At 68.0% G+C, this 22,717-nt stretch carries 11 protein-coding genes; 3 read left to right on the forward strand and 8 right to left on the reverse strand.

Annotated features, from left to right (window positions below; translation table 11 throughout):
* Positions 1-181: 181 nt before the first annotated feature.
* The 3 genes from AC6JA9_RS20815 to AC6JA9_RS20825 all read left to right on the forward strand — a co-directional run bounded on the left by AC6JA9_RS20815 (position 182) and on the right by AC6JA9_RS20825 (position 5,646).
* On the forward strand, positions 182-1,444 hold the full coding sequence (locus tag AC6JA9_RS20815; protein WP_223783202.1) for a Tat pathway signal protein: 1,263 nt from the start codon (positions 182-184) through the stop codon (positions 1,442-1,444).
* A gap of 328 nt (positions 1,445-1,772) precedes the next feature.
* Positions 1,773-4,568, forward strand: coding sequence for a phospholipase D-like domain-containing protein (locus AC6JA9_RS20820; RefSeq protein ID WP_497960535.1), 2,796 nt, complete (start codon positions 1,773-1,775; stop codon positions 4,566-4,568).
* A gap of 175 nt (positions 4,569-4,743) precedes the next feature.
* Complete coding sequence (locus AC6JA9_RS20825; protein ID WP_483577861.1) at positions 4,744-5,646, forward strand: serine protease; 903 nt, start codon at positions 4,744-4,746, stop codon at positions 5,644-5,646.
* A gap of 1,137 nt (positions 5,647-6,783) precedes the next feature.
* Here the strand turns inward: AC6JA9_RS20825 and AC6JA9_RS20830 are convergent.
* From AC6JA9_RS20830 to AC6JA9_RS20865, 8 genes are all read right to left on the reverse strand, one after another.
* Positions 6,784-7,323, reverse strand: a complete 540-nt coding sequence (locus AC6JA9_RS20830; RefSeq protein WP_483577862.1) for a hypothetical protein — start codon at positions 7,321-7,323, stop codon at positions 6,784-6,786.
* Between the two features lie 565 nt (positions 7,324-7,888).
* Positions 7,889-8,206 (reverse strand): hypothetical protein, encoded by a 318-nt coding sequence (locus AC6JA9_RS20835; protein ID WP_223748746.1) that lies wholly within the window; start codon positions 8,204-8,206, stop codon positions 7,889-7,891.
* 47 nt (positions 8,207-8,253) lie between these two features.
* Positions 8,254-9,870, reverse strand: coding sequence for an FAD-binding oxidoreductase (locus tag AC6JA9_RS20840; RefSeq protein ID WP_497960538.1), 1,617 nt, complete (start codon positions 9,868-9,870; stop codon positions 8,254-8,256).
* 27 nt (positions 9,871-9,897) lie between these two features.
* Entirely contained in the window at positions 9,898-10,875 is a 978-nt protein-coding gene (locus AC6JA9_RS20845; RefSeq protein WP_267696285.1) for an amidohydrolase family protein, read from the reverse strand.
* Complete coding sequence (locus AC6JA9_RS20850; RefSeq protein WP_046713658.1) at positions 10,872-11,171, reverse strand: acyl carrier protein; 300 nt, start codon at positions 11,169-11,171, stop codon at positions 10,872-10,874. The genes AC6JA9_RS20845 and AC6JA9_RS20850 overlap by 4 nt, the downstream gene beginning before the upstream one ends.
* Positions 11,172-11,198: 27 nt before the next feature.
* On the reverse strand, positions 11,199-12,815 hold the full coding sequence (locus AC6JA9_RS20855; protein ID WP_223748743.1) for an AMP-binding protein: 1,617 nt from the start codon (positions 12,813-12,815) through the stop codon (positions 11,199-11,201).
* Entirely contained in the window at positions 12,812-19,396 is a 6,585-nt protein-coding gene (locus AC6JA9_RS20860) for an amino acid adenylation domain-containing protein (protein ID WP_497960540.1), read from the reverse strand. The genes AC6JA9_RS20855 and AC6JA9_RS20860 overlap by 4 nt, the downstream gene beginning before the upstream one ends.
* A complete protein-coding gene (locus tag AC6JA9_RS20865) occupies positions 19,393-22,713 on the reverse strand; it encodes an amino acid adenylation domain-containing protein (protein WP_497960541.1) in 3,321 nt (1,106 codons plus the stop codon). The genes AC6JA9_RS20860 and AC6JA9_RS20865 overlap by 4 nt, the downstream gene beginning before the upstream one ends.
* Positions 22,714-22,717: the final 4 nt, after the last annotated feature.

Genomic DNA, 22,717 nt, shown 5'->3' on the forward strand with positions numbered 1-22,717 from the left:
CCGGACACGCCACGGGTGCCTGTCTACCCCTCTGGCGCCGGGCTCGCGTACCACCGCGACGCAGCCGCGTCCTCGTGGACCGCGTCCCTGGCGGAGGGACCGGGGCGCACCGTGTGGAGCCGCCTCGGCACGCCGCTGGCAATAGGGGGCGCACCCCCTCCTCGACCCGGACGGAACTGGCATGCCGAAGGACGTCTTCACCGTGTGTTTCTGTGGAACCGGCTGCGCGCGCGACGAAGGCGAGGAGACCCGGTACTGGGACTACAAGACCTCGCTGGTCCGCTTCCTGTCCAAGACCGAGCGCCAGCTCAAGAGCGACAAGAACATCTTCGACCCGCAGACGGGCTACATCCCGGTGCGCATCCACAAGGAGATCTCCGGCGGGCTGCGCAACACGAAGCGCAGCGGCTCCGTGCGAGGAGTGGGTGAGAACGACTGGTACGACCAGATGGACCGTTGCGACCCCCTGCTCAGCAACCTGGAGCTGACTCCCGGAGACCTGCGCAAATACGTGTCGGGCTACTCCGAGGGCGATCAACGCGGCATGGCGAACCAGGGCCTGGGGTGGGCCGACGCCGCGCTCGCGCTCCACGGCGCGAGCCTCGCGGCGGCCAGCGGCGCGGAGCAATACAACTTCATCGGGCACAGCCGTGGCGGCGTCGAGGCCATCATGGCCGCCTGGTTCCTCTACGCCTATGGCGGAGAGGCCCGAAAGAACATCCCCATCAACATCTTCGCCATCGACCCCGTCCCGGGCATGGGTGAGTGGTACAGCATCCAGACCCAGCTGGCCCCCCAGGTCGCCAACTACGTCGGCGTCTATGCGTGGGACCACCTGGACACGGGCTTCAGCGCGGTGATTCCCCGGCCCAACGCCCGGATGACCAAGCAGCAGGCACACCAGGACATCGAGGATGGACGGGGACTGGGGAGCACCTGGGCGACGCTCGCGAACAACCGCCAGCTCGCCGACCCCCTCGTCCGTCAGGAACTGCCCCAGCCGGAGGGGTACAAGCTCTACGCCATCCGGGGACGCCACGGCACCGTCGCGGGCATCTACACCACGGACGGGCTCTATGACGCCTCCAAGGTCAGCGACGACGTCGGCGCGGTCCCCCGGCTCGTCTACAAGATGGCCCGTGGGTACCTGACCCAGTGGGACACCGAATTCCAGACGCGAAGCCGCGTGCGCGAGGGCGTCAAGTCACTGCGCAGGCGCATCCACACGGCGCACTCCCACTTCGACACCATGGCGCTCGGTGAGGTCCGCACGTCCCGGCTGCCCTTGCGCCAGTCCGTGCGGCGCGTCTCCTCCATCCACGGCATGCGCACCTGGGACCGCTACTACCTCGAGGACGTGGTGGGCACGCCTCCCTACAACCTGACCTATCCCTGCACCATCGAACAGGCCGGGGACGGGTGGATCGACTGGACCTTCCTGTGAGCCCGCGCGGCCACCGAGACATCGCAAACCCCTCCAGGCGTGGAGCTCGACGACGATGAGCAAGATCGATGACGTGCTGTCCGTGGTGCCCGACAAGTACTTCACGCACGTGAGCCACGACTGCTACGTGCGGCTGCTGGACACGCCCCGCATCTGGGGGCTGCCGTTCGGCCCGGAGATCATGCAGGAGGCCCGGCGCCGCACCAACGACTTCGAGCGCGCCCTGGTGGAGGTCCTCCAGAAGACGCGCTTCCGCTGCGACGTGGCGTCCCTCAACAGCCCGGACCCCGCCTGGGCGAAGATCATCCTGGGGGCACTGGACACGGCTATGTCCGCCAACAAGGGCAAGCCCATCCAGATCCGCTTCCTCTTCGGGCAGACGCCCATGCTCCTCAAGGACGGCACGTCGCCCAACCTCATCGACTTCCAGGGCGCGCTGATCCGGCTGGTGCGCTCTCGCAAGAAGGACTGGGGCGCGGTGCCGGAGATCTGGATGGCGAAGTTCTACCGCCTGCAGGAGGGCCTGCTGTCGGGCTTCTCCGCCTTCGTCAGCGCGTCGCTGCCGTCGTGGCTGGCGCCGGACTCCGACGACGACTTCACGAAGATGACGTGGAACCACTCGAAGATCGTCGCCTCGGATGGCGCCGAGGCGCTGGTCGGCGGGCACAACCTGAACATGGACCTGTTCACCAGCTATCCCCCCGTGCACGACGTGTCCGTCGTCATGCACGGCGCGGGGGCCCTGGGCGCGCAGCGGTTCCTGAACCGGATGTGGTCCTGCAGGACGGACGTGGTGACCAAGGAGCGCCTGGACCCGGACACCCTGACGTGGGTGAACGGGGACGACGACAAGGCGGAGGTGCGAAAGCCCCTGGACCCGCTGGACCTGAAGGAGGCCCAGGACCTGCGCGCGCAGCGCTACGAGCTCTTCTCCAGGATCCACATCGGCGGTCTGCCGGTGGACAGTCCTCGCGCCCGCCGCCGGATCGGCAACGAGCCCCTGCCCACCGTCTGGGAGGAGGACACCGAAGAGGACCTCCTGCCGGATGTCATCCGCGAGGACGACCTGCAGACGCTCAGGGACCTGGAGCAGCCCGTCTTCGAGGAGGACCGGACCATCGGCTACGCGGGCATGGGGGAGTACAAGCGCGCGACGCGCGTGCTGTCCATCGGCAAGCACTGGTCCGGCTCGGACATGAAGGAAGACTACGAGAAGGCGTCCGAGCTCATGAAGGAGAACCTCATCATGGGCTGCACGGACGTGCTGCGCCTGTCGCAGATGGACTTGGTGAGCGCGTGGAAGAAGAAGTGGTCCTCGCACGTCGTCTGTCATTGGATCATGGAGTCGCTGCTCGTCAACCCGCACCTGGTGGTGCAGGTGGTGGTGTCGCCCCTGGACGCGGGCGCGGGCGCGGAAGGAGACCAGTACTCGTTCGGCTCGGGCGCGTGCCGCACGTTCGAGCTGTTCCAGTACTACATGGCGAGGACGCTGGAGGACGCGCTGCGGCCGGATGCCGAGCGGCGGCTTCGCGCCCTGGACCGCCTGCACATCGCGCCGTTCTATTACACGGACGTGCCCCGGGATAAGACGCGGGAGGGGGAGTCGTACTTCTGGCCGCAGCTGACGCCCGAGGGCTACACGGCGACCTTGAAGCAGAAGGCGCTCTCCGAGGTGCCGCCGGTCAAGGGCATCATCGGCAACGCGGTGGAGTCCGTGCAGAAGGCCAGTGGCGCGGTCTTCCCCAAGGTCCCGTCGGCGCCGGGCAACCACTCCAAGATCATGATCGCCGACGACCAGGCGTACGTGGTCGGGTCCGACAACCTGTATCCAGGCTTCCTCTCGGAGTTCAACTACCTGGTGGAGGGGCCGGTCGCGGTGGGCGACATGCTGCGCAACTACTGGGAGCCGCTCTGGTCCTTCTCGGGCAAGCATTGCGTCAATCCCCGCTGTGATGGGGGATGCAAGACCCTCAAGAATCCTCCCAAGCCCAGGTCGGGCCGTGGGGTGATGTCCGAGCTGCCCGCGAGCCGGTTGTTGATGGGCATGGGGCATGGGAGCCCGCTGCCGCGTCCCGAGCTCTTCGGTGGCCGCATGCCAGGGGGGCTCCAGTCGTCCTCGTTCTTCGCCCGGAAGGGCTCGGGTCAGGACTGGTCCGAGCCGCTCCTGAACGCCGGCAACCAGGGGAAGGTCCTGCGGGTCGACCTGCGCGCGCCGCCGGACCTGATGGAGATCCTGAAGAAGGACGAGGAGACGGCGAAGAAGGAGAAGGAGGAGCGGGATCGCCTCAAGCGCCTGCAGCCCGTGTCCTCGTCCCCGTCGACGGGGACGACGCAGCAGACCGCCTCCACGACGACGGGCGGGTCCTCGCCCTCGACGAAGGACTCGTCCTCCAGTGCCTTCGAGAACCACGACAAGATCGAGGGGGCGCACTACTACACGGACCAGCAGATCGACACGCTCCTGCGCCACTACCTGCGCGGCGTGCCGAACGTGGTCGTGCTGCGTGGCATCAACCTCTACGTGCTCAATCGCATCGCGCCGGACACGTATGACGAGGCGCTCCAGGGCATGGTCGCGGATGGCCCGCCCCGCGTCCTCGTCCAGCCCTACAACATCAATGGCAACCACTGGGGGCTCATCTACATCAAGGTGGCGCCTCCGGCGCGAGGCGTCCGGGGCCAGGCCCGCGTGCTCTTCGTCGACCCGCTGGGGCCGCAGGGGGTCCCCAACCTGGGCACGCTGCGGCGCGCGTTCCCGGACCTGCTGGTCGAGCGCTCCGGCATCCGTTACCAGGACGATGTCATGGGGAGCTACAAGGACGGCCAGCACAGCTGCGGTCCGTGGATCATCCAGATCGCGCGGCACCTCGTCGCGAACGATGGCGCCCTGCCTCCCACGGCGCGCCACCCGCGTGACGCCGCCGTCGGGTTCCGCGCGGAGCATCAGCAGGTCCTGGACAACCTCAACCGACAGTTCATGGACGAGTTCGTCATCGTGGAGGACTACTTCGACTCGCCCAAGCCCCTGGTCAAGAGCGGGGAGCTCCCGAAGCCACAGCCTCCCGTGGACAACAGCAAGAAGGGCAAGGACTCGGACGACGACGACGACTTCGTCTTCGTCTGAGCCCGGGACTGCCCAGGGGGAAGCTGACGCGTCAACGCTCCAAGCGCCCGGAGCGCATGACGTGTCAGCGATGCTCCTTGTCGGGGTTCGCGCGCGGGGCTCCTTCTGGGTGGCCCCTGGTTCACGCATTGCAGTCGTCCGGGCCCATCTGGAACTGGAGGCTGCATTGCGTTTCGTGAGTCGTGTGGTGGTCGCGGTCGGGCTGTTGGGGTGTGGTGGGTCGGAGCTGGAGATGCCCGAGGCCCTGGAGCAGGGGACGCAGGAGATCGTGGGAGGCGTCGAGGCGCGTCCCGGCTCGTGGCCCTGGATCGTCAGCCTGCAGCAGGGTGGGAACCATTTCTGTGGTGGCAGCCTGATCCGGGTGGGTAGCAAGCAGGAGACCGACATCGTCCTCACCGCCGCGCACTGTGTCGTGGATGGATACGCGGGCGTGACGGTGGTCGCGGGAGCCCACGACTTCTATCGACCCACGTCCGCGCAGGTGGCCGTCCGCGTGGCGAAAGCCGTCTATCATCCGCAGTACGACTGGGACACGACGAAGAACGACATCGCCGTCCTCAAGCTGGAGCGCCCCATCCGCATCGGGGGAACGTGTGGCGAGCCCGCCGTGCCCCAGCGTCCCAACCTCTCCGCCGTGGTGTCCCTCACCGACGCGCTGAGCGTCCAGGCCGTGTGTCTTCCGGCCGTGGGCGCGGAGCTCGCGGAGGGCACGATGTCGTCCATCGCGGGCTGGGGCCTGACGCGAGAGGGGGGCTATGACTCTTCCAGCATCCTGCTGCAGGTCGGTGTTCCCATCGTCGGTGACAGAGCCCTGGCGCAGAGCTATCGCACGCAAGGTATCGAGATCGACGGCCCCACGATGTTGGGCGCCGGGTACGCGCAGGGGGGCAAGGACGCGTGCCAGGGAGACAGTGGGGGACCACTGGTCGTGAAGTCCGGGACGAAGTACGTGCTCCACGGCATCACGAGCTTCGGCGTGGGCTGCGCGAGGGCGGGGCTTCCGGGGGTCTACACCCAGGTCTCCAGCTTCCTGCCGTGGATCCAGGCGCGCGTCGCCGAGCTCAGCAGCGTCCGGTAGCCAAGGGCACCCGCGTCTCACCCGGCGCGGCGCGGCACTCGTGGCGCGTAGTGACGCACGACCGCCTTGGCGAGCGACTCGGGATACTTCCAGAACGACTGGTCCAGCAGGTACAGGCGGTCCCTCTCGTCCGGGGCAGCATGCCCGGCGGGTCGGAGAGGGACACCTGTGCGGACAAATCCGCGCAAGTGCCCTCGACACTCAGGCCCAGACCTGCCGGTGAGCGGCGCGAAGCCCCGCATGGGACAGTGTCAATCGGCCTTACATTCTGAACAAACAGCAGTCCAGACGGGCCACTGACAAAAAACGGGGTTCCCGAACGGATCATAACCGCAGACGCAAGGGTACATTCCGCCGAAGGCATCGCGACACGCCTGCAGTTCAGCCACTTTGCCCGCGCATTGCTGTGCTTCAATGCGTACGCCTTCTCCAATCTGGCCATATCTGCCAGCGGGAGGTTGCCAGCAGTTGCATGCTGTCACGAACTGGCCGGTCGGGACGGTGAGACAGGTTTCTCTCCAGGCTTGCACGCCAGGCGCCGTACACTTCATTTGTGTTGGAGAGCAGTACTCAAATTGGACAACACCTGTCGGGCATCGTGTGTCAAACCGCCGAGCCCCGGGCTGTGCTCCTGCGGGCACATCGGCGCAGTTGCAGTCGGTGACGAGATTCGATTTGTCAGATGAGACGCAACGGCCATTGTCGCAGATTGAGTTGGATTCGCATGAGCCGCAAGGACGTCCGCATCCATCGTCGCCGCACTGTCGCTCACGACAGTTGCCCTCACACGGTTGGCACTTGCCCTCAATGCATCTCAGTCCGCCAAGGCATCTGCCGCAATTTCCGTCACACCCATCGCTGCCACATTCTCTGTCAACGCAGGAGTATTTGTCGCAGGCGTCGCAGGCTCCAGTTTCTTTGTTGTACGACTCGTTCGGAGCGCTGCACTCACAGTAGTTTTCAAGGTTTACTTTCTGGCCGCTGTTTTTGCAATATGTCGATGCCAATATAGGGATGGTCAACTCTCCCGTATCTTCCAGGTCATCGCATATCGCTGGGTCGTCGCCGAATAGCGGTGGACACCCCATCAGGAGCAGACATGTTAGAGCCAGTAAAGGGAGGCTCAAGGGGTGCATTTTACCCTCGAATGTCGAAGTCGTTCGAGGTGACTTTTCCACCCGCAAAAGTGGTTTGAATAAGGTGGATCCCAGTCTTCTGAGAGAGCAATCGTGCCTCCTCAAGAGGGCGAATGCTTTCTTTGCCAGGGCAACTCTCGATTTCCAGTATTCCCTGTGAGACAGCCACACCCGTGGAGATGTCTGACTGCTTGAAGAGGTCCAGTGCGAACTCGTAGACTCGACACCGGTCGTTCTTGTCGCTTAACTTCAAATCGCCTTGGATTACTTGGCTTACGATCTGAACCGCCTTGGCGATAAGGATTAGGTATTTCTGAAGATCGGCGGGGCACTCTGCTTCGTCCTCCGTACAACAACCCGTCGTATAGATAGGTAGGACGGTGGCGATAAGTATCCCACCAGTCGTTCGCAGGATATTTCGTCTGGTGAAGGGGCGACCATGCCGGATTTCATCGTCGGCTTGGCGCTCTACGCGCTCCAGCGCTTCAGGGAAGTGGACAGTTGCACCAACAACATGCGGCCTGTTGCTCCAGTCTGACATGCATCCCCCATTTTTGAACACTATAGCATGCTGGCTTGTAGGAAGGAATAGAGTGCTTTCTGGTGTTCTCCATGCGCCTTGGTAGCGAATGTCGCTATTCTCTGAGCCTCGCCGTTGGGCGAGTGAGACTGCGCACGTGTGGGGTGTCAGGGGTATACGGCGGTGTTGCCTAGGGGCGTACGCAGTTGCGGGCCATCGAGATGAAGGCAGTCATCTCAGACCCCAGTGGCCTCGGTTGTTATGACAAAGGTGACGAGGATGCCTGGTTCCTTGATGACTCATGTTGCTGCGATTCAGAGTCACTTCGGCACTCCTCAGTTAGCGGGCGGCGCTCGAAGACGCAGTAGATAGAAGTTGGCGCTGCCCCGGCGCATCCGTGCATCCAGTGCCTTCTTCTCCTCCTGCTTCAGCTTCACGCCAAGCCTCTGCATGTCGCCCCGCCTACTTGGGCCAACATGCAAGTTGGCCGAACATACAGGCACGGCAGACTTCATCCGGAACGAAGACTGGCGCACCGAGGTCCAGACGGCCGGGAGACTGTCTTCCCGGCCGTCCCGTTCCCATGTCAGCGCGCGATGGACTCGCAGGGTGTCTCGGGGATGAGGATCTTCACATACGGCGTCGTATAGCCCGTCCTGCCCTGGGGCAGGCCGCACACGCACCGCCAGGAGCCGACGCGGGTGGTGAGCGTCTCGTCGCTGAAGTAGTGGATGTTGAATTCGGAGTCGCAGACGGGCGGCGCCTCGGCATGACGGGACTCGACGTCCGCTTCCTGTTCCCCTGAAGCCTCGGGACCTCCACAGGCCGTCGTCAGGACCGCGATGGAAATCGTCAGACTCCGCGTCAGCTGTCCGAAGCGCATGGGCTCTTCCTTGCCTGTCATTCGAGTGGAGGCCCTCCCTTGCAGGAGGGTCGCTCGAAAGCCTATCACTAACTCACCGGAATCGACTGGGCGTGATGGAAGTAGTTGGTCGGGTCCCAGCGGCGCTTCACCTTGACCAGGTTGCGCGGTGCCTGACGGAAGTTCTGGAGGAAGTACAGCCACAGGGCCTGGTCCACGTTTCCCCGGGCATGGGTGCCCAGCACCTCATCCGGGTAGTTGTAGTAGCAGCCGTCCACCGTGCCCGTGGAGTCCCGCGTGGGATTGGGTGTCCCGCCGTACGCCGCGTACACGTCCTTGTAGAAGCCGTTGATCCAGCTCACGTGGGCCTCGGCCTGCTCCCGGAAGGGCGACATCAGGCCCTCGCCGGGCTTGGAGGCGTTGTTCCAGTACGTCTGGTACTGGAGCTTCATCAGTGAGCTGCGCTGGGGCACCGGCGTCGAGTCCGCCGGGTAGCAGTTGATGGCCCCGCCGTAGCTGTCCACCTGCAGCAGGCTCTGCGCCATGTCCGCCTGGGGAATCCCCGCGGGGTAGCGGTGGAGCCACTCGTAGATGGCCGTCACCTGCTCGGCCGGGAACGCCTTCTTCATGTACGCGGACTTGTACTTGCCGAACTGGTTGGGCCCGGAGCCGTTCAGCGTCTGGAGCGCCTCCAGATAGGTGATGTGCTGGGCCTCATCGCTGGCCAGCAGGTGCGTCATCATCCCCGGGTGGCCTCCCAGCGGCCTCACCAGCGGTCTGGACCGGGCGACCTTCGCGAAGCGCTTCTGGATGCGCGCCACGCTGTCCTCCGCGTGCCTGCGGTGCTGGTCATGCTTCGTCCCGGCCGGGGACGTCACCTGCAACACCATGCCCACCTGGCTCGCCGCGACGTGGTTCAACTTGAGCAACGTGAAGTTGCTGTCGGGCAGCGTCGTCACCAGGTCCGCGTACTCCGCGAGCAGGTTCGTGAAGGCCGTCAGGTCCAGGCTGGACCAGTCCCACGCCAGCGTCCACAGCGTGGCGTGGTCCGGTGCGTCCGGGAGCTGCTGGAAGTAGTACCGCGCGATGACCCCGAAGTTGCCGCCGCCCGCGCCGCGCAGGGCCCAGAACAGGTCCTTCTCGTCCGGGTCCGCGCTGGACGCGGAGACATGGCTCAGCTTCCCCCGGCCCGCGGCCGCGTCCCAGGTGACGATGTCCACCGCGCTCAGGTGGTCCACCGTCAGTCCGTGCAGCCGGGACAGCAGCCCGTAGCCTCCGCCGGTGATGTGCCCGCCCGCGCCCACCGAGTAGCAGGAGCCCGCAGGCAGCGTCTTCCCGAACGTGTTGAGCAGCGTGCGGTAGACGGTCCAGTTCTCACAGCCCGCGTCGACGAAGTACGCCTGCCTCGCGTTGTCGAAGCCGACCTGGTTCAACGCGGACATGTCGATGACCGCGGCCGTCTCGTCGTTGTAGACGAAGTTCTCGTAGCAATGGCGGCCGGAGGTGATCTTCACGTTGCGCCCATGGGTCGACAGCGCCTCGTTGACGATGGCGAGCACCTGCTCCGGGTGCGTGGGGACGTAGACAGCCTTCAGGTTCGGCGCGAACCAGCGGCGGTCGAAGCCCTGGCGGTCGCTGAGGATCAGCGGGCGCGTCGGACCTCGACTCGCCAATGAGGGGTTTTCGACGACGGGGGCAGTGGTCATGGTCCATCCTCCGGGGTGGAGACAGCGTCAACGGCTTGCGACACGAGCCTGGTTCGAGGCGTTCCCAGCAGCTCCGGCGAGCAGACGCGCCATGTTGTCGTGGAGGACCAGGCGGGCCTCCAGCTCGGTGATGAGTGACAGCGGGCCATCCGCGGCGGTGAGGACGTCCACGAAGGCACGCTGGTCCCCCTGCATGCGGAACACGGGCCAGTCCGTGCCGAAGAGGACCTTGTGGTTGATGCCGCGAGCCACCACGCGCCGCAGGGCCTCGTCCGACGACGTCCTCAACAGGCTCTGATAGCCGCTGACATCCAGGTACACGTTGGGCCGGTACGCGCACAGCATGGCGCACTCGTCGGGGTAGCTCACCGAGCCGTGCGCGAGGATGAAGTTGACGGTGGGGAACGAGCGCGCCGCCAGGTCCAGCATCAGCGGCGTCGACGTGTCGAACGCCAGCACCGGTGACGTGGGCCCGATGTGCACCACCACCGGCACGCGGTGGTGCGCGCACAGCTCGTAGTAGGGGAACAGCTCCGGCGCGCTGGGGCTCATCCCGCACGGGGGATACACCTTGAATCCGCTGAAGCCCCACTCCACCAGCGAGCGCTCGAACAGGTCCACTCCGTCCTTCCCCCACCGGGGGTCCACGCCGCCGAACACCACGAGCTTCCCGGGGTGGCGCTTCAGCACCTCGGCGTGCGCCAGGAGGGTCTCCTCGACGGTGAGCGGACAGTCCGTGAGCGCGTAGCTGTAGTCGGCCGCGAGCAGCACCGCGCACTCGATGCCCGCGGCCTCCATCTCCGCCACCAACTGGTCGCAGAGCGGGTCCTGGAGCTTCTGGAGGTAGGCGTTCGCCAGCTTCTGGGGCGTGGCGCGCACGCCCTGCGCGGTGAGGGCCGCGACGCCGTTGGCCACGACGCCGTCGATGAAGGAGCGGGGGATGAACCGCTCCGAGGCGATGTGGCAGTGCGCGTCGATGATGCGCGGTGGAGGGCCTTGCGTCATGCCGACTCCGCCCGAGGGCCGGCCGCGCGGGCCTGTTCGACCAGGCGCCGGCTCATGTCGATGGCATCCCGCACGGTGTGGAGCCGGCCCAGGTCCACATCCGAGGCGAGCTCGTCCAGGGCCACGCCGAAGGTCTCCTCCAGCCGGAACAGCAGGCTCGCCACGCCGAGCGAGTCGATGCCCAGGTCCTTGCGCAGGCTCAGCTCCGGTGTGATCGCCGCCTTGCGGAACCGGCGCGGCACGGCCTGGGCAATCATCGCGATGACCTTCTCCTCGAACGTCGGGTCGCCCGTCATGGTGCTCCTCGAAGTCCTGCGGGGTGCTCAGCTCGCGGCGCGGTCGAGCTGGGTCTGGAAGACGTCGCCGATGCGCTTGCGGTCCAACTTCAGATTCGGGCGCAGAAGCCCGTTCTCCCGCGTGAAGGCCTCCTGCGCGAACACCACGCGCCCCACGCGCAGCGACTGCCGCTGTCCTCCCACTTCCTCCACGTGGCGCTCGATGCGGCGCTTCGCCTCCACGTCGTCGGGGTTCTTGGGGAGCACCACCGCGACCAGGCACGTCAGGGTGCCGCCGCCGAACACCACGGACTTGGCCACCTCCGGGCAGCGGTCGATCTCCGCCTCCACCAGCTCCGGATGCACCTTCTCCCCGCCCGAGGTGATGATGATCTCCTTCTTGCGGCCCACCAGGTACAGGTAGCCCTCCGCGTCGAAGCGCCCCACGTCACCCGTGGCCACGCGGTTGCCGCCGATGAAGGTCTTCTCGTTCTCTCCGTCCGCGCACTCGAAGTAGCCGGTCGCGTACATGTGCTCGCGGTGGACGATGATCTCCCCATCCGGCGCCAGCTCCACCTTGGGACCCGGGAGCAGCCGGCCCACGCTCCCCAGCCGGTGGGCCTCGGCGGTGTTGAGGGAGACCGAGCCGCACTCGGTGACGCCGTAGGTCTCGAAGACGGGCAGGCGCATCAGCTCGAGCAGCTCCAGCGTGGAGCGCTTGGTGGGGGCCATCCCCGTCACCATGAAGCGCATGCGTCCACCGAGCGTCTCGTGGACCTCGCGGAAGATCCTCCGGGCCAGGGCGTCGCGCGCGGACCGGGAGGGCAGACGCCGGGCGATTCCTCCGAGGACCCGGGCCAGCAGCTGCTTCGAGCGGGGCAGGTTGCCGAAGCGGGTCTCGATCGCTTCGTAGAGCGTGGGCGGGGCCACCAGCGCGGTGGGCCGCAGCTCCTTCATCGCGCGGAACAGGTGGACGGGCTCCGTGACGATGAGGTCGAACCCGTACCAGAACGCCGCGTAGTACATCAGCCGCTGCTGGAAGTTGGAGATGGGCAGGAACAACAGCATCGAGTCATCGGAGCGGGTCCTCGCCGCGCGGACGAAGGCGTCCAGGCTCTCCTCGACCCCCCGGCGGTTGAGGACGAGCCCCTTCAGCCACCCCGAGGAGCCCGACGAGAAGACGAGCCAGGGCTGGTCGAAGCCCTCCGGGGGTGGCTCGGTGCCTCGCTCGATGGCGCGCACGCCGTCGTTGGGGCCATCGAGCGCGGCGAGGGCGGCGTTCGTGTGTCCCTCCCGTTGCCTTCCAGGGACCAGGAGCAAGGAGAGCTGGTAGCGCTCGAGCAGCTCGTCGGGAGGTCTCGCGGCGAAGTCGTCGGGGAACGCGACGGTGACGGCGCGAAGCTCGAGCAGCGCCAGGTCGTGGACCAGCCACTCGTAGCAGTTCGGTGCCCGGAGGCCCACGCGCATGCCTGGGCGGATGCCCCAGCGCTCCAGCGCGGCCCTCGTCGTCACGACGTCCTCGTGCACCTGCGCGTGGCTTCGGCGGACGACCTTGCCCTTCTCGAAGGTGATGACCTCGCGCGAGGGATGCTCCAGCAGGCGGGGCAGCATCCGACGCACGTCGATGGCGTCCATCGGCGTCTCCTCGTTCCGGGCGTGGCTCATGGGCCTTCCTCCTGGAGCGCCGCCCACTGTCGTTGGGCCTCCTCGGCGGGGAGCGCCTCCAGCTCCGCGAGCAGCAGGGCCACCTCGTCCTCACTCGCTGCATCCGCACGGGTCTGGACGATGACCACCGCGAGCCGCTCGACGGTGGGCGCCTCGAACACGCGTCGCAGGGGCAGCTCCGTCCCCAGCTCACCGCGGATGCGGGACACCAGTCGGGTCGCGAGCAGCGAGTGGCCTCCCAGCTCGAAGAAGTCGTCGTGGACGCCCACGCGCGCGACTCGCAGCAGCTCCGTCCAGAGCTTCGCCAGGGCTTCCTCCACGGGCGTCCTCGGCGCGACGAAGCGGTCCGCGCTCGCGGGCAGGACCTCGTCGGAGTCGGGCAGGGCGCGCCGGTTGAGTTTGCCGGTGGGCGTGAGAGGCAGGGCGTCCATCCGCACGAACGCAGACGGCACCATGTGCTCGGGCAGCGAGGCTCCGAGCCAGGCGCGCAGCTCGCTTGCGGCGAGGTCGCGGGCGTCCACCGTCTGGAAGAAGGCCACCAGCCTGGGGCGTCCTTCTCCATCGGGCCGGGTCGTCACCGCGGCCTCCTTCACCGCCGGGTGTTGCCGCAGCCGTGCCTCGACCTCGCCGGGCTCGACCCGATGGCCGCGAATCTTCACCTGCTCGTCCACGCGCCCCAGGAACTGGACGGTGCCGTCGCGCAGATAGCGTGCTCGGTCGCCTGTGCGGTACAGGCGCTCGCCGGGCCGGGATGGGTCGGGCGGGCCGGGGATGAACTTCTCCGCCGTCGCGACGGGGCGGCCCAGGTAGCCGCGCGCGAGCATCATCCCGCCGAGGTGCAGCTCACCTGGGACTCCCACGGGGACCTGTTGTCCCCAGCGGTCCAGCACGTGGAGCGTGGCGTTGGGGATGGGGCGTCCGATGGCGGGGAGCGCGGGCCACGACGCGGGAGGCCCTTCCAGCGTCAGCTCGCTCACCACGTGGGTCTCCGATGGACCGTATTGGTTGTGCAGCGTGGCCTGGAGGCGCGAGAACAGGTGGGCGATGGACGGAGTGATCTGGAGCTGCTCGCCCGCGGTGATGACCTCGCGCAGGCTGGCGGGGGTGCCACCCAGCTCCCGGGCCCGGTCCGCGAGCTGCTGGAGCGCGACGTAGGGGAGGAAGACGCGGTGGATGTCCTCGGTCGCGAGCAGGCGCCACAGCACCTCCGGGTCCCTGCGCTGCTCCTCCGTGACGAGGACCAGCGTGCCGCCCGCGCACCACGTGGAGAACAGCTCCTGGAAGGACACGTCGAAGCTCAAGGACGCGAACTGCAATGTCCTCGCGCCAAGGGGGAGCTGGGAGCGGGCCATCTGCCAGTGGAGCAGATTGACCAGCGGACGGTGCGGCATCGCCACGCCCTTGGGGGTGCCCGTGGAGCCGGAGGTGAAGATGACGTACGCCAGCGAGTCCGGTGACGGTGGTGCCCGTGGCGCGATGGGGCGGAGCGGGGCGGTGTCCTCTTCGTCGCAGTCGATGAGCCGGGCGAGGTCGACGGGGAGCCGCTCGCGTGTGCCCCGGTGGGTGAGCACCACGGGCACCTTCGCGTCGGTGAGCATGAAGGCGAGTCGCTCCTTCGGGAACCCGGGGTCCAGGGGCAGGTACGCGGCCCCGGAGCGCAGGACGGCGAGCACCGCCACCACCATCTCCAGCGAGCGCTCCAGGCAGATTCCGACGACGACCCCAGGCCCGGCGCCGAGTCCACGCAGGCGTGTGGCCAGGGCCTCCGAGCGTTCATCGAGCTCGCGGTAGGTCAGGGCGCGGGGGCCGAGGAGGACGGCTCGCAGGTCCGGGGTGCGCTCGGCCTGCCGCGCGAACAGCTCGTGCACGCACAGGTCCGGCGCGGGCGTACGGGGCGGATTCCAGCGCGCCAGCGCGGCCTGTTCCGCCGGGTCCAGCATGGAGAGCCGCGCGACGGGGAGGTCCGGTGTGGCGAGCGCGGAGGCGAGGAGGTTGCGCAGGTGGGACGCCATCCCGGCGATGGTCTCCGGGTCGAACAGGTCCGAGTTGTACTCGAGGCTCGCCTGGAGGGACTCCGAGGTCTCCGCGACGAACAGGATGAGGTCGAACTTGGCGGTGCCCGTGCCCATCGCGGGGGCACCGGAGGCCAGTCTCGCGCCCTCCGCGGACAAGGGTCGCCCCGTGTTCTGCAGGGCGAGCATCACCTGGAACAGCGGGTTGTACGCGAGGTTGCGTCCGGGGTTCAGCTCCTCGACCAGCTTCTCGAAGGGCAGGTGCTGGTGCGCGTAGGCGCCGAGCGACACCTCGCGGACGCGTGCGAGCAGTTGCCGGAAGCTCTCCTCGCCGGTGACGCGGGTTCGCATGGGGAGCGTGTTTGCGAAGAAGCCGATCATCCCCTCCAGCTCGGGACGCACCCGGTTCGCGATGGGGGAGCCGACCACCAGGTCGTCCTGCCCCGAGTAGCGGTGGAGCAGCAGGTTGAACGCCGCGAGCAGCCCCATGAACAACGTGCAGCCCTCGGCCTGGCAGAAGCGCAGCAGGGCCGCGGAGGGCAGGGTGAAGGGATGGAGGCTGCCTCGGAAGACCTGGACCGGAGGACGCGCCCTGTCCGTGGGCAGCGACACCACGGGCGGCGCGCCGCGCAGGTGCTCCTTCCAATAGGCGAGCTGACGTTCGAGCACGGAGCCCGTCAGCCACTGTCGCTGCCAGGCCGCGAAGTCCGCGTACTGGAGCTCCAGCGGAGGCAGCGATGCGGGTGTGCCCGTCCGGCCCGCTTCGTAGAGGACGCTCAGCTCACGGAAGAGCACGTCGGCCGACCAGGCATCGGCCACGATGTGGTGCACGGTGAGGAGCAGGACGTAGTCGTTGTCCGCGAGGTGCAGGAGCCGGGCGCGCAGCAGCGGGCCGCGTGAGAGGTCGAAGGGATGCTGCGCTTCGAGGGCGGCGAGTCGTTGGGCCTCGTGTTCTCGCGTGGCCTCGGGCCAGGCGCGCAGGTCGACGACTGGCAGGGCGACACTGCCTGGGGGCGCGATGACCTGGACCGGTTGTTGGTCCATCACGGTGAACGTGGTGCGGAGCGACTCGTGCCGGAGCACGAGGGCGTTCAGGCTCCCCTGGAGCGCGGCCACGTCGAGGGGGGCCCGAATCCGGAAGGAGGTGGGGATGTTGTAGAAGGCGCTGTTGGGTTCGAACTGGTCGAGGAACCAGAGGCGCTGCTGCGCGAAGGAGAGCGGGAGCGGGCGGTCCCTGGGCGCGGGGCGGATGGGGGGAGGACGGCCGGAGTCGTGGCCGAGTCGCTCGATGGTTCGCGCGAGCTGCGCGATGGTGGGCGCCTCGAAGAGCTGACGCAGGGGCAGGTCCACGCCGAACGCATCGCATGCGCGCGCCACGACCTGGGTCGCGAGCAGGGAGTGTCCACCCAGGCGGAAGAAGTCATCGTGGATGCCCACGCGCTCCAGGCTGAAGGCCTGGGCCCAGATGCGGGCGAGGGTTTCCTCCACGGGGTCACGCGGTGCCGAGTAGGGCGCTGCCGAGGCACCGGCGGTGTCTCGACGTTCGAGCTCGGTCAGCAGGGCTCGGCGTGCGTGCTCCTCTGTGGGGGCACGTGGAAGTGCGTCCAGGAAGAGGAAGGAGTCGGGCAGGGCGGAGTCGGGGAGTCGGTCCTCGAGGTGTTGTCGAAGGGCTTCGCGTTCCGAGGACGGGGCGACCACGGCGGCCACCAACTGCGAGCCCGGCCTGAGGACGACCGTGGCTTCCGTCACCTGGGGATGCGCACGCAGGGCCTGTTCGACTTCGCCCAGTTCGAGGCGTGTTCCGCGATGCAGGTGTCGCCCATCGCGTCGACCCACCCACTCGAGCCCTCCGTCGGGCAAGCGACGCGCGAGGTCTCCCGTTCGCACCAGGTTGTCGCGGGGGAAGGTGCGCTCGGGTGAGGAGAGATATCCGGAGGCGAGCTGCTCACCGGAGACGTACAGGTCCCCGACGAAGCCCGAGGGAACGGGGGACAGGGCTTCGTCGAGCAGGTGCAGGGTGGTGCCCGCCACGGGTGTACCGATTCGGGTGACGGGGCGCTCGGAAGGAGAGGGCGCCGCCACGGGACGGAGCGCGGCGATTCCGCCGACTTCTGTCCAGCCGTACACGTGGAGGACGCGACTGAGGACATCAGGAGGAAGCGAGCTCGTCAGCAGGGACTCCTCGTCGGGGCCGCCGGTCCACAACACGAGTCGGAGGGAGCGGAGGGACCAGGGGAACTCACGGCCCAGCTTCACGAGCATGGGCGTGGTCAACGCGATGACGGAGACCGAGTGCTCGCGCAGATGCATGGCCAGCTTGCGCGGAGTCAGGCTTCGCCCGCCTGACAGAGGCGCGAGCCGAGCACCGGCGGCGAGCGCGCCCAACAGCAAGAAGGGCGCGGCCTCGTCCCACGCCCCTTCGGGGAAGGAGAGGCAATCGTCGGGGCTCAGCCTCAGGTCAGGCAGTCGACATGCCGCCGCGAGGGCCGCGTGGCTCATCACCACGCCCAGCGGCCGGCCCTCGGGACCTGGACGAGGCAGGACGCAGGCAAGCCCATCGAGTGTTGCCGCCGGTGGGGCCGCGGGGCCTGGACGTGGCAGGGAGCGAGCGAACCCGTCGCGAATCGTAGGGATGGGCTCGTCTTCTTTCGCTGGTGCGAATCCAGCGGAGCGCGTCCCAGCCGCGAGAGGTGCCATGTCACCGGTGGGGGGCGCATCAGCGCTCAGGCAATGCTCCAGGAGGATGTGCCGTCCAGGGAGCCCCTGCAGCCGTGCGGCCTGATGTTGCTGGCAGAGGATGTGCGACGGGCGCAGCGCCTCCACGGTGGCGGCCAGTCGAGACGCGGGCTCGCTCGTGTCGAGCGGGATGAACGCTCCTCCTGCGCACAGCACACCGAGATGGGCCACCACCAGCTCCGGCGATGGCTCCACGAAGAGCCCCACCAACATTCCCGGCGAGACTCCCTGTGTCCGCAGCGCTCGGGCCACCAGGTCCGCGCGGTGGACCAGCTCGCCGTAGCTCAGCGCGTCCTCACCGGTCTGGACCGCGACGGCCTCCGGGTGGCTCATCGCTCTCGCGGACACCTGCTCGTGAACACGTTCGACGCTCGACCGGACCGGCACCTCCGGCAACGGCTGCGCTGCCTCGACTCGTCGCCGCGCCTCGGCGTCCAGCAGCGGCAACGACGCCGTCGTCCGGTCCGGTTCCTCCGCGATGCCCCACAGCAGCGCGTGGAAGCAGCTCGCGAGGCGGGCGATCATCTCGCCCTCGAACAGGTCCAGGTTGTACTCGAAGAACGCGTGAGCCCCGGCCTCCGCCTCCGTCACGCAGAGGGTCAGGTCGAACTTGGCCGTGCCGCTCGAATACAACGGCGGCGTGTCGGATGCCGGTGCCCGGCTCGCATCACGAGGCCCCGTGTTCTGCAGGACGAACATCACCTGGAACAACGGGTTGTGACCCAGGTTGCGCTCGGGGCGGAGCTCCTCGACGAGCTTCTCGAAGGGCAGGTCCTGATGCGCGAACGCCCCCAGCGTCATCTCCCGGACCCGCCCCAGGAGCTGCCGGAAGCTCGGCGTCCCCGAGAGGTCGGCGCGCAGCACCAGCGTGTTGGCGAAGAAGCCGACCAGTCCCTCCAGCTCCGGACGCATCCGGTTCGCGATGGGCGTGCCGATGCACACGTCCGTCTCACCACTGAGCCGATGGAGGAGGGTGGCGAAGGCGGACAGCAGCAACATGAAGCTCGTCGCCCCCTCCCTCCGACCCAAAACCCCCAACCGCTCCATCAGCGCGGGCTCGAGCGAGAAGACGTGATGACCACCCCGCTGACCCACCACCCGGGGACGTGGCCCATGGGTGGGCAGCGCCAACAGACTGGGCACCGACGCGAGCTGCTTCCGCCAGTACGCCAGGTGCCCCTCCAGCACCTCTCCGCGCAGCGTCTTCCGCTGCCACGCCGCGAAGTCCACGTACTGGAGCGGCAGCGCCGGGAGCGGCGAGGGACGTCCCGCCGAGAAGGCCTCGTACAGCCGCGCCAGCTCGTCGAACAACACCCGCATCGACCAGCCATCCGCGATGATGTGATGCAGCACCAGCACGAGCAGGTGCTCGGTGTCGCTCGACGAGTAGAGCGTCATCCGGAGCAGCGGCCCGCGCTCCAGGTCGAACGGTCGCCGACACTCCTCCATCGCCAGTCGCTGCGCCTCCACCGCGCGCGTGGCCTCGTCCTCGCCAGAAGGGCGCACCGCGGACAGCTTCAGCTCCAGCGCAGGCAGGACCCGCTGCACCGGCTCGCCGCGCACCAGGGCGAAGAGGGTGCGCAGGGATTCATGGCGCTGCACGAGCGCATCGAGACAGCGTTGCAACACCGCCAGGTCGATGGGCCCCGTCAGCCGGGTCACCGCCGGAAGATTGTACGTCGGGTTCCCAGGCTGGAAACGGTCCAGGAACCACAGCCGCGCCTGTGCATAGGAGAGCGGAGGCTCGGGGCGCGTGCCCTTGTCCCGCAGGGTCCGCGCCAACAGGGCTCTGCGCTCATCCGGCGAGAGCTGGGCGAGGGCGGGAGCGCTCATTTCGCCAGCTCCCCGCGCGCGGCCAGCTCCTCCAACATCGCCGACACCTCCGCGTCCGAGAGGTGGGCGACGTCCGCCAGCTCCGTGTCCCGCTCCAGCTTGGGAATGGCCGAGGCCACCGGCGTCGCCCCCTGTTCCGCCACCACCTTCGCGAGCGCCTCCACGGTGGGCGTCTCGAAGAGCCGGCGCAGCGGCACCTCCACCCCGTAGGCGTCATGGATGCGCGACACCACGCGCGTCGCCAGGAGGGAGTGTCCCCCCAGCTCGAAGAAGTTGTCGTGGACCCCGACGCGCGCGCGGCCGAGCAGCTCGGCGAACACGTGCGCCAGCTTCTCCTCCACCGCGCCACGCGGCGCCACATAGGCCGTCCTCGTCGCCGTATCGAGCTCTCCAGGGAGCGGCAGCGCGCGTCGGTCCAGCTTGCCGTTGGGCAGCAGCGGCAAGGCCTCCAGCGCCACGAAGGCGGTGGGCACCATGTGCTCGGGCAAGGTGCGAGACAGGTGGCGTCGCAGCGCGCCGGGCAGGTCCTCCCCGGGGCCGCCCACCACATAGGCTACCAGCCGTTTGTCGCCCGGCGTCACCTCGCGAGCCATCACCACCGCATGGCGTACGCACGGATGCGAGCGCAGCGCCGCCTCCACCTCGCCCAGCTCGATGCGGAACCCTCGAATCTTCTCCTGGTCATCCAGTCGCCCGAGGAAGTCGATGTTCCCATCCGCCCGGAAGCGCGCGCGGTCACCGGTGCGATATAGCCGCTGTCCGGGCTCGGTGCTGAACGGGTCCGGGATGAAGCGCTCCGCGGTCAGCTCGGGGCGCCCGAGGTAGCCGCGTCCCACGCCGATGCCGCCGATGAACAGCTCCCCCGGGAGACCGACAGGAACAGGCTCCAGCGTCGCGTCCAGGATGAACAACCGGGTGTTGTGGATGGGCTTGCCGATGGGCACCCGACCACCACTGCCAGTCGCAGGACACGTCCACGCGGACACCTCCACCGCCGCTTCGGTGGGGCCGTAGAGGTTGTGCAGCTCCGCCCGGAAGCGTGCGTGGAAGCGCGCCTCCAGGTCGGGCGTGACGGCCTCTCCGCTGATGATGACCTGCCGCAGGGTTTCGCAGCGCTCGACACCCCGGTGCTCCAGCAGGACGCGCAGCATCGACGGGACGAAGTGCGCGGCGGTCACCCGTTCAGCGGCCATCAGGTCGATGAGGTAACCCGGGTCGCGGTGTCCTCCGGGCTTCGCGATGACCACGGTGGCGCCCGTCATCAGCGGCCAGAACAGCTCGGTGATCGACACGTCGAAGCTGGTCGGCGTCTTGTGGAGCATCCTGTCGCGCCCATCCAACCGGTACGTCTGGCGCATCCAGGCCAGGCGGTTGGCGATGCCCGCATGGGAGTTCATCGCGCCCTTGGGGCGCCCGGTGGAGCCGGAGGTGTAGATGACATACGCGAGCTGCGCGGGGTGCACGGGCAGCGCCGGGTCGCTGTCCTGTTCGCGATCCACCTCCGCCCACTCCGTGTCCAGGCGGAGCACGCGGGCACGCGTCCCGGGCCGCGTCGACGCGAGGCTCGCCTGGGTGATGAGCACCGCGGGCGCGGAGTCCTCCAGCATGAAGGCCAGTCGTTCCGAGGGATACTCCGGGTCCAGCGGCACATACGCGCCACCTGCCTGCAGGATGCCCAGCAGCGCGACGAGCAGCTCCGGCGAACGCTCCATGCACACGCCCACCCGGACCTCCGGCCCCACGCCGTGACGCCCGAGGAAGCGCGCGAGCTGGTTCGCGCGGGACACGAGCTCCCGGTACGTCACCCGCTCCAGCCCGGCCATGAGCGCCACCGCCTCCGGTGTCCGCGCGGCCTGCGCCACGATGACGCGGTGGAGGAATCCCGGCTCCTCCCGGGACACGGTGGTGTCGTTCCACTCCACCAACAGCCGCCGCCGCTCCTCGTCGCCCAGGAGTGGAAGCCTCGAGATGGGTTGCGCCGGCGCAAGGACGATGGCGTGGAGCAGGGCGAGGAAGTGCGAGCCCATCCGCGTCACGGTCTCCGGCTCGAACAGCTCCGTGTCGTACTCGAACAGCGCGAATGCTCCACCGCGCGGCGCCTCCGCCACCGACAGCGTCAGGTCGAACTTGGAGGTCGTGGTCGGTACCCGAGGTGCTTCCGGTCCACCGGGAGATGCGCTGCCCTGGGGACGCTCCGCGCTCTGGAACGAGAACATCACCTGGAACAGCGGGTTGCTGCCCAGGTTGCGCTCGGGTTGCAGCTCCTCGACCAGCTTCTCGAAGGGAATGTCCTGGTGGGCGTAGGCGCCCAGCGTCACCTCGCGGACGCGCGCCAGGACGTCCTGGAAGCCGAGCGCGCCCGAGAGCTGGGTCCGCAGCACCAGCGTGTTGACGAAGAAGCCGATCAACCCCTCCAGCTCGGGTCGTCCCCGATTGGCGATGGGTGTGCCGACGACCAGGTCCTCCTGTCCGGTGGCGCGGTACAGGAGGACATCGAAGGCCGCGAGCATCACCATGAACGGCGTGGCCCCGACGCGCTGCCCCAGGGCCCGGAGCCTCTCATGCAGGTCGGCGTCCAGCGTCACCAGGTGCCCGGCGCCGCGGTGGGCCTGCATCAACGGACGCACCCTGTCCGTCGGAAGCTCCAGCCGAGGCGGCGCCCCCGCGAGCTGCGTCCTCCAATACTCGAGGTGCCGGGTGTAGACGTCGCCGCGGAGCAACTCCCGCTGCCAATGGGAGTAGTCCGCATACTGGAGCCGCGGCTCCGGCAGGGGCGAGGGCCAGCCCGCGCTGAACGCGTTGTAGAGCGCCCCCAGCTCCCGCAGGAAGACGCCCATGGACCAGCCGTCCGAGACGATGTGGTGCATCGTCACGAGCAGCACGTGGTCTGCCTCCGCCAGCGTCACCAACGAGACGCGCAGCAGCGGACCCTCGGCGAGGGAGAACGGGCGCAGGGCATCGAGCGCCGCCAGGCGTTGCGCTTCCGACTCGCGCTGCGCGGCGGGCATCGAGCGCAGGTCGGTGATGTCCAGCGTCACCTGTCGCGAGGGCGCCACGACCTGCATGGGCTCGCCGTCGACGGCCGTGAAGGTGGTCCGCAGCGATTCGTGCCTGCGCACCAGCTCGTCGAGGCTCTTGCGCAGGGCCTCCACGTTCAGCGCGAAGCCCAGTCGGAGGGGCGAGGGGATGTTGTAGACGGGGCTCGCGGACTCGAACTGGTGGAGGAACCACAGGCGGCGCTGGGCGTACGAGGCGGGGAAGACGAAGGCCTCGCGAAGCTCCGGGACCGCGGGTGATGAGGCCATGGTGGGCGTCACGCGG

The organism is Myxococcus sp. MH1, assembly GCF_059738865.1.